The sequence below is a fragment of the Variovorax sp. P5_A3 genome, assembly GCF_056400665.1.
Window position 1 is genome coordinate 143,451 of sequence record NZ_JBFUKW010000003.1, and the last position, 12,472, is coordinate 155,922.

The window sequence follows — 12,472 nt, forward strand, 5'->3', positions numbered from 1 at the left end:
CACCGACTCCGATACTTTGAAGGACTGAAATGAAAGAACTGTTGAATCGCTTCGAGAACAAGGCGCCCGAGATCGTTTTTGAATGGCACGACGCCGAGACGCCGGCCAAGGGCTGGGTCGTCATCAATTCGCTGCGGGGCGGCGCTGCCGGCGGCGGCACACGCATGCGCGCGGGACTCGACCGGCGCGAAGTCGAGTCGCTGGCCAAGACCATGGAAGTCAAGTTCAGCGTCTCCGGGCCGGCCATCGGCGGGGCGAAGTCGGGCATCGACTTCGATCCGGCCGACCCGCGCAAGAACGACGTCCTGCGCCGTTGGTACAAGGCAGTGACGCCGCTGCTCAAGAGCTACTACGGCACGGGCGGCGACCTGAACATCGACGAGGTGCACGAGGTGATTCCGATCACCGAAAGCTACGGCCTGTGGCATCCGCAGGAAGGCGTGGTCAACGGACACTTCGCGCCGAGCGACAGCGAGCGCATCCAGAAGGTCGGGCAGCTTCGCATGGGCGTGGCCAAGGTCGTCGAGGACCGGCACTATTCGCCGGACATCACGCGCAAGTACGTGGTGGCCGACCTCATCACAGGCTGGGGCGTGGCGGAATCGGTACTGCACTACTACCGGCTCTATGGTGGGCAGCTGGCCGGCAAGCGCGTCATCGTGCAGGGCTGGGGCAACGTCGGTGCGGCCGCCGCGTACTACCTGGCGCAAGCCGGTGCGCGGGTGGTCGGCATCATCGACCGCGAGGGCGGGCTGCTGAATCCGGACGGGTTCACTCTCGATCAGGTTCGCCAGCTCTTCCTGGAGAAGAAGGGCAACCAGTTGTCGGCCAAGTACATGCTCCGCTTCGACGAGATCAACGAGCTCATCTGGAGCGCGGGCGCAGAAGTCTTCCTGCCTTGTGCCGGTTCGCGATTGGTGACGCAGGCGCAGGTCGAAGCGCTCGTCAAGGGCGGCCTCGAAGTGGTGGCCAGCGGCGCCAACGTGCCGTTTGCGGATCGCGAGATCTTCTACGGCCCGATCTACGAGAAGGCGGATTCGCAGGTCGCGGTCATCCCGGACTTCATCGCCAATTGCGGCATGGCGCGCGCCTTCGCGTTCCTGATGCAGGACGATGCCGAGATCTCCGATTCGGCCATCTTCAGCGATGTGTCACGCACCGTGGCGGCCGCGCTGGAGCGATGCCATGCGCGGTCCAGCGCGCGATCCGGCATCGCGCGCACGGCGTTCGAGAACGCACTGACCGAGCTGGTCTGAAGGCAGCGGCGGGCTTAGCGCTTCTTCGAGCCGAAGATGCCGCCGAGCACGCCCCGCAGGATTTCCTTGCCCATCGTGGTGCCCATGGTGCGGACCGCCGACTTGGCCATGGTCTGCGCCAGGCCATCATGCTTGCCGCCGCGCGGTCCAGTGGTGCCGAAGAGGATCTCGTTGAGGCTGCCCATCACCCCGCCGGAATCCTGCGACGCGGCGGTGCCCGTTCCCGTCTTTCCGGTGACGACGGGCGCGTCGGGTGCCGTTTCGGAGCGGCTCTTCAGCTTTTCATAGGCCGATTCGCGGTCGACCGTTTTCTCGTACACGCCCGCGACCAGCGAATTGGCGATCAGCGCCTGGCGTTGCTCCGGCGTGATCGGCCCGATCTGGCTGCCCGGCGGCAGCACGAACACGCGCTCCGTGATGCTCGGGCGGCCCTTGTCATCGAGAAAACTCACCAGCGCCTCGCCGACGGCCAGTTCGGTGATGGCCTTTTCGATGTCCAGCCCCGGTTTCTGCCGCATCGTGGTGGCAGTGGCCTTGACCGCCTTCTGATCGCGCGGCGTGAAAGCCCGCAACGCATGTTGCACCCTGTTGCCAAGCTGGGCGAGCACCGAGTCCGGGATGTCCAGCGGGTTCTGCGTCACGAAGAACACGCCCACGCCCTTGGAGCGCACGAGCCTCACGACGAGCTCGATGCGCTCGACCAGCGCCTTGGGCGCCTCGTTGAACAGCAGGTGGGCCTCGTCGAAGAAGAACACGAGCTTGGGCTGATCCGGGTCGCCGATTTCGGGCAGGTGCTCGAACAGTTCCGACAGCAGCCACAGGAGAAAAGTCGCGTAGAGACGCGGCGAATTCATCAGCTTGTCGGCCGTCAGGATGTTGATGACGCCCTTGCCGCCTTCGGTCTGCATGAAGTCGGCGATGTTGAGCATGGGCTCGCCGAAGAACTTGTCGCCGCCCTGGGCCTCGATCTGGAGCAGCCCGCGCTGGATCGCGCCCACGCTGGCGGCACTGATGTTGCCGTACGCGGTCGTGAACTGGCTGGCGTTCTCGCCGACGTGCTGGAGCATCGCTCGCAGGTCCTTGAGGTCGAGCAGCAGCAGGCCGTTGTCGTCGGCGATCTTGAACACCAGGTTCAGCACGCCGGCCTGGGTCTCATTGAGGTTCAGCATGCGGCCCAACAGCAGGGGGCCCATGTCGGAAACGGTGGCGCGCACCGGGTGCCCCTGTTCGCCGAACACGTCCCACAGCGTGACGGGGCAGGCGAGGGATTCAGGCTGGTCCAGGCCGCGCTCCTTCAGCGTGGCGGACATCTTGGCGCCGATGCTGCCTTTCTGGCTGACGCCGGTCAGGTCGCCCTTGACGTCGGCCATGAACACCGGCACGCCGATGTTCGACAGCTTTTCGGCGATGGTCTGGAGGGTGACGGTCTTGCCGGTGCCGGTTGCGCCGGTGATCAGGCCGTGCCGGTTGGTGAGGCCCGGCAACAGGCTGCATTCGATGGAATCGTGGCGGGCGATCAGCAGAGGGTCGGCCATGGGGTTTTCCGGTCGTTGGGAGAGCAGCCAGTCTAGCGAAGCCGGACTCCTATAATCGCGACCCCGTGCGATAGTTCCTCATACGTTCCCGGAGTTTTCTTTTGTCATCGACTGCCCAATCCCCCATTCCCGCCGCCGGCGACGCTTCCGAACAGTCACCCCTCGAGAATGAACTGGCCGTCCTCCTGGTCGAATCGCTCAATCTGGAGGTCGCACCGGCCGACATCGTGCCGATGGCACCGCTCTATGGAGAAGGGCTCGGCCTCGATTCGATCGACATCCTGGAAGTCGCTCTCGAGGTGTCCCGCAAGTACGGCTTCCAGTTGCGCTCCGACGACGAGCGCAACCAGCAGATCTTCTCGTCGCTGCGCAGTCTTGCGGCCCACGTCGCGCAGAATCGCGCTTCCTGATCCATGTCCCGATGGCGCCTGGCGCTCCTGCTGCTGGCGGGGGTGAGCTATGCCTGCGTCTCCCACTGGATGATGCTCTACCACCCGGCGGCGCCGTGGGCGCTCGCCGTGCTGCTCGGGCCCCTGTGGTTGACTGCGCTGGGCATCGCCGGTAGCCGCTTCGGCAACTGGGGCCTTGCACTCGCCGGTCTTGGCGGCGTGGCCATGTTCGTGCTCGTGTTGCGCGGCGAGGCCGGCGACCCGAACCGGCTCTACATGTTCCAGCACGTCGGCATCAACGCCTTGCTGTGCGGATGGTTCGGCGGCTCGCTGCGCAGCGGACGACTGTCGCTCATCGGCCAGTTCGCCGAGCGGGTGCATCCGCTGTCGCCGGCCATGCTGATCTATACCTCGCAGGTCACGACAGTCTGGACGCTGTATTTCGCCGCGATGGCCGTGGCCTCCGTCGTGGTTTATGCGACCCTCCCTTTCGCCACCTGGTCGGTGCTGGCGAATCTGCTGACGCCCGTGATGATCGGCGTGCTTTTCGTTGGCGAATACCTGGTGCGCTATCGGCTGCATCCCGAATTCGAGCGCTACCGCCTGGTCGATGCGGTGCGCGCCTTCTACAGCGGGCCGGTCGATCGCACCGCCCGGCATTGAACCGGATTTCACGGTGAGTTCCAACCCCTTCCTGCCGCTGCTGGCCGACCGCGATCCGGACCAGCCGCTCGCCTGGCGTGCCGGCGTGCCGGTCAGCGCGCGCGAGTTCCTGGCCGACGTCGAACGCTTTGCGCCGCAACTGCTCCCGGGCGGACCGGTCGTCAACCTTTGCGTCGATCGCTACGCGTTCGCCGTGAGCCTCGCGGCGGCCCTCGTGCGCGGCGAAACCAGCCTGCTGCCGCCGGATGCGCGTCCCGACACGCTGGCCCGCGTGCATGAAATCGGCGACCCCGCCTTCGTGGTCACCGACGACACGCACGTCGAAACGCCCGGCCTTCCGCGTGTGCTCTTTGAACACGGCCCCGCCGCAGCAGGCGCGGCCGATGCGACGGTGCCCCTGATCCGGCGCGACATGCATGCCGTGAGCCTGCTGACCTCGGGATCGACCGGTGCGCCGCAACCGCATGCCAAGACCTGGGGCACGCTGGTGGGCGATGTGCAGGCCGCGGTCGGGCGGCTGTCCAGCCTGCTCGGGCGTCCCTCGCTGGCCGGCCTGACGCTCGTGGCGACCGTGCCTGTGCAACACAGCTATGGCCTGGAGTCGTCCGCGCTGCTGGCGCTGCTGGGCGGCGCTGCTTTCGACAGTGGCCGGCCCTTCTTTCCTGCAGACGTTGCGCAGGCGCTGGCCTCGGTGCCGCAGCCGCGCGCGCTGGTGACGACGCCCTTCCATCTGAAGACACTGCTGCTTTCGGGCATCGAACTGCCGCCGGTGGACCTGGTCCTGTCGGCCACCGCGCCGCTGTCGCCGCAGTTGGCCGCTCAGGCCGAGCAGGCCATGGGCGCCATGTTGATCGAAATCTACGGCAGCACCGAATCGGGCCAGGTCGCGACCCGACGTCCGACGCAGAGTGAAGTCTGGGAAACCTTCGGCGAGATCCGCGTGCATGCCGAGCACGGCGACGATGGCGCGGAGCGTTTCATCTTCGAAGGCGATTTCATCCCCGAGCCCACGCCGATGGCCGACGTGCTGGAACTCATCGACGACCGCCGCTTCCGCCTGCTGGGCCGTGCCAACGACCTGATCCACGTCGCGGGCCGGCGCAGTTCGCTGGGCTACCTCAACCATCATCTCAACAGCATTCCCGGTATCGAGGACGGTGCGTTCTGGCTGCCGGACGAGGTGGCCGACGGTGTGGTGCGACCGGTGGCCTTCGTCGTGGCGCCGACGCTCGACGCGCACGCGATCATCGCGGCGCTTCGCGAGCGTCTGGAGGCGGTCTTCGTGCCGCGACGGGTGGTGCATGTGGCGGCGTTTCCGCGCGAGGGCACGGGCAAGCTCACCGTGCGGTCGCTGCGGGAATTCGCGCTTGCGCACCTGGCCTCGGACAGCACGTCCGTGCAGTTCACACGCGAAGTGCCGGTGGACCATCCCGCGTTCGCGGGGCACTTTCCCGGTCAGCCACTGATGCCCGGGGCGCTTCTCGTGTCCGAAGTGCTCGAAGCCGTGCGCAGCGTTCCCGCACTCGCCGCGCGCATCGGCACGCAACCGACACTTGCTGCGGCGAAGTTCCTGGCTCCGGTGCGACCGGGCAGCACGCTGGTGATCGATCTCATCCCCGAGACCGGCGCGTCGCGGGGATTGCGTTTCGAAGTGCGTTGCGACGACGTGATCGCGGTCAGCGGGCGATGGACACCCGGCGCCGGCACGCCATGAACGCGGACCGGCCCCCCGAGGCCGGCGACCTGAAATCGCGCCAGGCCGAGTGGTCGCGCGCGCCGGAGCGCAGCAACATGCTGGCGCTGCGCGTGATCTGCTGGATCGCGATCCAGTGCGGCCGGCCTTTGACGCGGCTGATCCTTCACCCGATCTCCCTCTACTTCCTGCTGTTCTCGCCCACGCCGCGGCGGCACATCAAGCGCTACCTGTTCCGCGCCATAGGCCCCCACGCCGGGTGGAGCGACGGTTATCGCCTGCTGCATGCCTTCGCGTCGACGGTGCTCGACCGCCTCTACTTCCTGCGCGGACGGCTCGACCTCTTCGACATTCGCGTCTACGGCAACCAGCCGGTCGAGGCCGAGACCAATGCGGGGAGAGGGGCCTTCATGCTCGGCGCCCACGTCGGCAGCTTCGAGGCGGTCGGTGCGACCACGAACCACAGCGCCGCTCCCGAGCACCTCCGCGCGGCCATGGTGATGTACCCGGACAACGCGCAGCAGATCAATGCGGTGCTCGATGCGATCAGCCTGCCGGGATTGCGGCCGCACATCATTGCGCTCGGCCGACCGCATTCGATGCTCGACCTGCGCGACTGGCTCGATGGGGGCGGATTGGCCGGCCTGCTTGCCGATCGCACGCTGGCCGGACCCGAGGAAGCGGGGCAGCAGCGCGGCAGCAGCATCGAACTGCCATTCCTCGGCAAGCCGGCGCTGTTCAACGACGGACCTTTCCGGCTCGCGGCCCTGCTGCGCCGCAAGGTGTTCTTCATGGCCGGGCTCTACACAGGCGGCGCCCGCTACGATGTGCTGTTCGAGCCGCTGGCCGATTTCAGCGAGCGGGTGACTGACCCGGCGGAGCGAGAACGGCGCATCCGCGCCGCGCTCGAAAGCTATGTGGCGCGGCTCGAGGCGCTGTGCCGCGCCTACCCGTACAACTGGTTCAACTTTCATGATTTCTGGCTCGAAGATTCGGTTTGACCGCTGGTGCAGGGCATTGCTGGCGGCGCTGGCCTTGTCGGCATCGTCGGCCTGGGCCTTCGACCTGCCGGAGCTGATGGCCCTGCTGGCGCAGCAGAGGAGCGGCGAAGCGAAGTTCACCGAGCAGCGCTTCGTGCATGGCCTGGAAGGGCCGCTGGAGGCGAGCGGGGTGCTCGGCTTCACCGCGCCCGACAAGCTCGTGCGCCGCACGCTCACGCCGCGGCCGGAGAGCATGAGCGTGGAAGGCAACACGCTGACCTTGTCGCGCGGCGGTCGGACGCGCACCGTGCAACTGGACAGCATGCCGGAGCTGCAAGGCATGGTCGAGGCGATGCGCGGCACGCTCAGCGGCAATTCGCAGGGCCTGCAGCGCTATTTCCGCAGCACGCTCTCGGGCTCCACCAACAGCTGGACGCTCGACCTGCAGCCCATCGACGAACGCCTCGCGGCGCAGGTGCGCAGCATGCGGCTGAGCGGGCGGGGCGGCGAGGTACTCGGCATCGAGATGGAATTCATCGGCGGCGACCGCTCGGTGATGAACATCACGCCCGAGCGCGGTGCGGCGGGGGCGGCGCGGGCGCCTGCCCGTTCCGCGCCGTGACGTCCGTCGCAGCCGCAGCGGACCGCCGCCGCGCCGGGCTGGCGCTTGGCATCTGGCTGGTGCTGCTGCTGGCCGGCATCGTGCTGATCGCGCGAACCCATTTCAGCGCGGATCTCTCGGCTTTCCTGCCGGCCAGCCCCGATGCACGGCAGCGGGTGCTGATCGAGCAACTGCAAAGCGGCATCGCGTCGCGCACGATCTTCATCGGCATCGAGGGCGGCAAGGATGCGGCGCAGCGCTCGGCCGTGTCGCGCGCCGTGGCGTCGGCGATGCGCGAGAGCAAGTTGTTCGATCAAGTGCAGAACGGCGACACCAGCGAATGGAAGGACGCCGGCACCTGGGTGTTCGACCATCGCTACCAGTTGTCTCCCGCCGTCACGCCGGAGCGCTTCACCGCGGACGGGCTGCGCGATGCGATCGTCGACAGCCTGTCGATGCTCGGCACGCCCGCCGGCAACGCGCTCAAGCCACTGCTGGAGCGCGACCCGACCGGCGAGACGCAACGCATTGCCGAAGGCCTGATCCCGGCGAGCTCGCCGCGCAGCGAGGAGGGCGTCTGGGCGTCGCGCACCGCGCCGCGCGCGCTCATCCTGGCGACGACGCACGCGGCCGGCAGCGACCTCGATGCGATCGCCCAAGCCATCACGCGTGTGCAAGACGCCTTCGATGCCGCGACGCGGGACTTTGCCGGCACTGGGCCGCAGTTGCAGATGACCGGGGCGCCCGTGTTTTCGGTACAGAGCCGCGACCAGATCAAGAGCGAGGCGATTCACCTCGCCGTCGTCGGCGGAGTCGTCATGGGTGCGCTGCTGCTGCTCGCCTTTGCATCGCCGCGTGCGCTGGTGATCGCCCTGCTGCCTGTCGCCACCGGCGTGGTCGCCGGTACCGCGGCGGTGAGCTTGGTGTTCGGCGGGGTGCACGGCCTCACCATGGGCTTCGGCAGCACCCTGATCGGCGAAACCGTCGACTACGCCATCTACTACCTGATCCAGGCGCGCGGCGCCACCGTGCCGGGCACCGGCTGGCAGCGCTGGCGCGACATCCACTGGCCCACGGTAAGGCTCGGCCTGCTGACGTCGGTCTGCGGCTTCGCGGCGCTGGTGTTCTCGGGATTCCCGGGGCTCGCCCAACTGGGCGTGTTCTCGCTCGCCGGCCTGATCGCCGCGGCGCTCGTCGCGCGCCACGTGCTGCCGGTGCTGGCGCCGGACGGCGCGACGGGCATGGGCATGCGAAAGCAGATGGCGCAGGTCGCCGGCATCCTCGTGCGCGCGCTGCCGCGACTGCGGTATGTGTTCGCGGGCCTCGGGATTGCCGCCCTGGCGCTGGTGCTCTGGCAGGGCGGCCACCTCTGGCGCGCCGATCTCGGCGCGATGAGCCCGGTGCCGAAGGCGGCCCAAGTGCTCGACGCCGAACTGCGCGAAGACGTCGGCGCCAGCGACGGCGGCACGCTGATCGTGATTCGCGGCGCGGACTTGCAGGCCGCCTTGCGCAACACCGAAGCCGCTGGCGCGCGTCTCGATGCGCTCGTGGACAAGGGCGACCTCGCCGGATTCGAATCCGTCGCCCGCCTGTTGCCCAGCGAAGCGGCGCAGGCGGCACGCATCGCGAGCCTGCCGGATGCGGACACGCTGCGCACCCGGCTCGTCGAGGCGACCCATGGCCTGCCGCTGCCGTCGACGCGCCTCGAACCTTTCATCGCCGAAGTGCAGGCGGCCAAGGCGCACCCCATGATCGAGCGCGCCGATCTCCGAGGGGGGCCGCTCGATGCGGTGGTCGGCGCGCTGATGTTCGAACGGCAAGGCGGCGGGTGGTCGACCCTGATCTCCCTGCATCCGGGCGCCGGCTTCGATGCCGCGCGGCTCGCCACGGCGCTCGACGGCCTGCCCGATGTGCAGGTCGTCAACGTCGGCCAGGAGCTTGCCAGTCTCTACACGCGCTATCTGCACGAGGCCTTCGTCCAGGTCATGCTGGGCGCGCTCGCGGTGGTCGTGCTGCTCGCGGCCTACCTGCGGTCGGGGCGTCGCCTGCTGGCCGTGTGCCAGCCGCTGGTGGTGGCGGTGGTGCTCACGCTCGGGGGCATGGCCGTGTTGCAAGTGCCGCTGGGCATCCTGCACCTGGTCGGGTTGCTGCTGATCGTTGCCGTCGGGTCCAACTACGCGTTCTTCTTCGACCAGTTGCGTGAGACCGGGCGCGCCGACGAGGACACGCTGGCTTCGCTGATGCTCGCCAACCTGACGACGGTGGTGTCTTTCGGCCTGATCGCCATTTCCAACATTCCGGCGCTCTCGTCGATCGGCCGGGTCGTTGCGCCGGGTGCCTTCCTGGCGCTGCTGCTGTCGGCCGCATTCGTGCGCGCGTCGATCCCGATGGCCTCGAAGCGGCAGTGATGGGAAAATTCGCCCAGCCGCGCTTTATGCTCGACCCCCGCATGTCGCAAGTCGCACCCGTCTCCGTTCCCGCATCCTGGCCCTGGCCGCCGATGATTCGCGCCAGTGTCGGCTGGCATCTGCTCGCCGGCACCGCCGCCGTGCTGGTGCCCGGCGCCGCACCCTGGGCCATCGGCGGGATCGTGCTGAATCACGCGCTGATCACCGCCGCGGGCCTGACGCCGCGCAGCAGCCTGCTCGGGCCCAATGTCACGCGGCTGCCGCCCGCGGCCGTGGCCCGGCGCGAGATCGCGATCACCATCGACGACGGCCCCGATCCGGAAGTCACGCCGAAGGTGCTGGACCTGCTCGAAGCGCAAGGCCAGCGCGCAACCTTCTTCTGCATCGCCGAGCGTGTGCTCGAACACCCGGCGCTGGCTCGCGAGATCGTGGCGCGCGGCCATAGCATCCAGAACCACACGGCGCGGCATCGCCACAATTTTTCCCTTCTGGGCCCGCGTGGGTTTGCGAACGAGATTTCGCGGGCGCAAGAGGTGCTCCAGGAGGTCACAGGCCAGCGCGCGACTTGCTTCCGGGCGCCGGCAGGCTTGCGCAATCCCTTCCTCGGACCGGTGCTGCATCGGCTGGGACTCTCCCTGGTCAGCTGGACGCGCCGCGGCTTCGACACACGCCAGAAAAACGCCGACACCGTGCTCGCGCGCCTCACGCACGAACTGCAGGCCGGCGACATCCTGTTGCTGCACGACGGTCATGCCGCGCGCACCGCCGCGGGACGCGCCGTGGTGCTCGACGTATTGCCGCCCCTGCTGGCAAGGATCCGTGCCGATGGCCTTCGGGCGGTGACCCTGCCGGAATCGTTCGCCGCATGAGCGCCCAGATCTCGACGGACGCCGCGTGGCGTCGATTGCACGAGCGCGCGACCGCGCCCTACAGGAAGGCCGGCAAGTTCGCCTGGCACTTTGCGCGCGGCAAGCTGGGATGCGATCCGGTGTTCCGCGGGCTCATCGAACGTGGACTCATCGGCGAGCGCCACGCCCGCGTCGTGGACATCGGCTGCGGGCAGGGGCTTTTCGTGAGTCTTCTGTCGGCCATGAGCGCCATGCAGTCGCGCGTGGGCGAATGGCCTTCGAACTGGCCGGCCACCCCGGCCGGCGCGCGCTACACGGGCATCGAACTGATGCCGAAGGACGTGGCGCGGGCCGAGGCCTCGGTGGGGCATCTGCAACCCGAGCCGCGCTTCATCTGCGCCGACATGTGCACGGCCGAACTGCCCTCGACCGACCTCGTGGTGATCCTCGATGTGCTGCACTACGTCGACCTGGAAGCGCAGGAGGGCGTGCTGCGCCGAGTGCACGATGCGCTGCAGCCGGGCGGCCGATTGCTGCTGCGTATCGGCGATGCGGACCGCCGCCGCAGCTTCGCGATCAGCCAATGGGTCGACCGCACGGTGACGCGCATTCGCGGGCATCGCGTGTCGCCGACCTGGGGGCGGCCGCTCAGGGACTGGATGGCGCTGCTGCAGCGCCTCGGCTTCACGGTACAGAGCATTCCGATGAGCGAAGGCACGCCCTTCGCCAACGTGCTGCTGGTGGCCGACCTCAAGGAATCAGAATGACTTCGCCACAGACACTCGACCGCGCTGGCATCGCCCGGCGCATTCCCCACAGCGGCACGATGTGCCTGCTGGAACGGCTGGAGTCGTGGGATGCGCATGCCATCCACTGCACGACGGGCACGCACGCGCATGCGGACAATCCATTGCGCACCGCGAGCGGATTGCTTTCGCCGAACCTGATCGAATACGCGGCGCAGGCGATGGCGCTGCATGGCGGCCTGCTCGCGGCGGAGGGCAGCGAGCCATCGGCGGGCTTCCTGGCGAGTGCGCGCAATGTGCGTCTCTCTGTCGAACGGATCGAGGACATCGAAGGCACGCTGCACGTGCGCGCCCAGCGGATCTCCGGCGACGTCAGCCAGATCCTTTATGAATTCGCGGTGAAGGATTCTCACGATCGATCGCTGGCAGAAGGCCGTGCGGTGGTCGTCCTGAACACGCCGCTTGCAACGAAAGCTTCTTCATGAGTCTCACAGGAAAACGCGCGCTGATCACCGGCGCCAGTGGCGCATTGGGCGCGGCCATCGCCCAGCGCCTCGCACGCGATGGCGCCACGGTGCTTCTCCACGCCAACTCCCGTCCCGAATCGGTCGAACAGTTGGCATCCACGATCGCCGCGGCAGGCGGCAAGGCCGAATGCGTGGTGTTCGACCTGCGCAGCGACGAGGCGTCGCGCGTCGCCTGCGAGCGGATGCTCGAAGGCGGCCCGGTGCAGGTCATCGTGAACAACGCCGGCGTGCACGACGATGCGGTCCTTCCTGGCATGCGGCCCGAGCAGTGGCACAAGGTGATCGATGTGTCGCTCAACGGCTTCTTCCGCGTGACGCAGCCATTGCTTTTGCCGATGCTGCGCACGCGGTGGGGGCGGATCCTGAACATCTCGTCGGTGGCCTCGCTGACCGGCAATCGTGGACAGGTCAACTACGCTGCGGCCAAAGGGGCGCTCAACAGTGCGACCAAGGCGTTGTCGCTCGAAGTGGCGGCGCGTGGCGTGACTGTGAATGCCATCGCGCCGGGGATCATTGCTTCGCCGATGGCGGATGGTGTGTTCGACGCGGCGATGATCAATCAGATGGTGCCTGTGAAGCGTGCTGGCAAGCCAGAAGAGGTGGCTGCGCTTGCTGGTTTCCTGGCGAGCGATGAGGCGGCCTATATCACCGGGCAGGTGATCTCTATCAATGGCGGGATGATCTAGTTTTCGTCGGTTTGGGGGGTTGAACTGTCCGCCGCAACCGTTGGGATTGCGCGCAGGCTGGCGCCGTTCGAGACGCCCACAACCGTTGATCACTCACGGAGCCCGGTAGGCGGTGCGGGTTGGGCGACCCCTCTGCGCCG

General features: G+C 67.8%; 12 protein-coding genes. 11 read left to right on the forward strand and 1 reads right to left on the reverse strand.

Annotation, left to right across the window (positions count from 1 at the left end):
- The first annotated feature begins 29 nt into the window (after nt 1-29).
- Entirely contained in the window at nt 30-1,256 is a 1,227-nt protein-coding gene (locus AC1D3B_RS06050) for a Glu/Leu/Phe/Val dehydrogenase dimerization domain-containing protein (protein ID WP_478189758.1), read from the forward strand.
- Between the two features lie 14 nt (nt 1,257-1,270).
- On the opposite strand, the gene AC1D3B_RS06055 is transcribed toward AC1D3B_RS06050, so the two are convergent.
- A complete protein-coding gene (locus tag AC1D3B_RS06055) occupies nt 1,271-2,791 on the reverse strand; it encodes a helicase HerA-like domain-containing protein (RefSeq protein ID WP_478189759.1) in 1,521 nt (506 codons plus the stop codon).
- A 101-nt stretch (nt 2,792-2,892) separates the two neighbouring features.
- On the opposite strand from AC1D3B_RS06055, the gene AC1D3B_RS06060 reads away from it, so the two are divergent.
- Genes AC1D3B_RS06060 through fabG form a run of 10 tightly spaced genes read left to right on the forward strand, consistent with a single transcriptional unit; the run spans nt 2,893 to nt 12,332 of the window.
- Nucleotides 2,893-3,201 (forward strand): phosphopantetheine-binding protein, encoded by a 309-nt coding sequence (locus AC1D3B_RS06060; protein WP_478189760.1) that lies wholly within the window; start codon nt 2,893-2,895, stop codon nt 3,199-3,201.
- Between the two features lie 3 nt (nt 3,202-3,204).
- Nucleotides 3,205-3,843 carry a COG4648 family protein gene (locus tag AC1D3B_RS06065; RefSeq protein WP_478189761.1) on the forward strand — a complete coding sequence of 213 codons (639 nt, stop codon included), beginning with the start codon at nt 3,205-3,207 and terminating at the stop codon, nt 3,841-3,843.
- 13 nt (nt 3,844-3,856) lie between these two features.
- Nucleotides 3,857-5,557 carry an AMP-binding protein gene (locus AC1D3B_RS06070; RefSeq protein WP_478189762.1) on the forward strand — a complete coding sequence of 567 codons (1,701 nt, stop codon included), beginning with the start codon at nt 3,857-3,859 and terminating at the stop codon, nt 5,555-5,557.
- Nucleotides 5,554-6,537, forward strand: coding sequence for an acyl-CoA synthetase (locus tag AC1D3B_RS06075; protein WP_478190006.1), 984 nt, complete (start codon nt 5,554-5,556; stop codon nt 6,535-6,537). The genes AC1D3B_RS06070 and AC1D3B_RS06075 overlap by 4 nt, the downstream gene beginning before the upstream one ends.
- Nucleotides 6,509-7,138 (forward strand): LolA-related protein, encoded by a 630-nt coding sequence (locus AC1D3B_RS06080; RefSeq protein ID WP_478189763.1) that lies wholly within the window; start codon nt 6,509-6,511, stop codon nt 7,136-7,138. The genes AC1D3B_RS06075 and AC1D3B_RS06080 overlap by 29 nt, the downstream gene beginning before the upstream one ends.
- Nucleotides 7,135-9,525, forward strand: coding sequence for an MMPL family transporter (locus AC1D3B_RS06085; RefSeq protein ID WP_478189764.1), 2,391 nt, complete (start codon nt 7,135-7,137; stop codon nt 9,523-9,525). The genes AC1D3B_RS06080 and AC1D3B_RS06085 overlap by 4 nt, the downstream gene beginning before the upstream one ends.
- A gap of 41 nt (nt 9,526-9,566) precedes the next feature.
- Entirely contained in the window at nt 9,567-10,394 is an 828-nt protein-coding gene (locus AC1D3B_RS06090) for a polysaccharide deacetylase family protein (RefSeq protein WP_478189765.1), read from the forward strand.
- Nucleotides 10,391-11,140, forward strand: coding sequence for a class I SAM-dependent methyltransferase (locus AC1D3B_RS06095; RefSeq protein WP_478189766.1), 750 nt, complete (start codon nt 10,391-10,393; stop codon nt 11,138-11,140). The genes AC1D3B_RS06090 and AC1D3B_RS06095 overlap by 4 nt, the downstream gene beginning before the upstream one ends.
- Nucleotides 11,137-11,604 (forward strand): hotdog family protein, encoded by a 468-nt coding sequence (locus tag AC1D3B_RS06100; protein WP_478189767.1) that lies wholly within the window; start codon nt 11,137-11,139, stop codon nt 11,602-11,604. Before AC1D3B_RS06095 ends, AC1D3B_RS06100 begins: the two co-directional genes overlap by 4 nt.
- Nucleotides 11,601-12,332: a 3-oxoacyl-ACP reductase FabG gene (fabG, locus tag AC1D3B_RS06105; protein ID WP_478189768.1), complete on the forward strand. Its 732-nt coding sequence runs from the start codon at nt 11,601-11,603 to the stop codon at nt 12,330-12,332. The genes AC1D3B_RS06100 and fabG overlap by 4 nt, the downstream gene beginning before the upstream one ends.
- Nucleotides 12,333-12,472 lie beyond the last annotated feature (140 nt).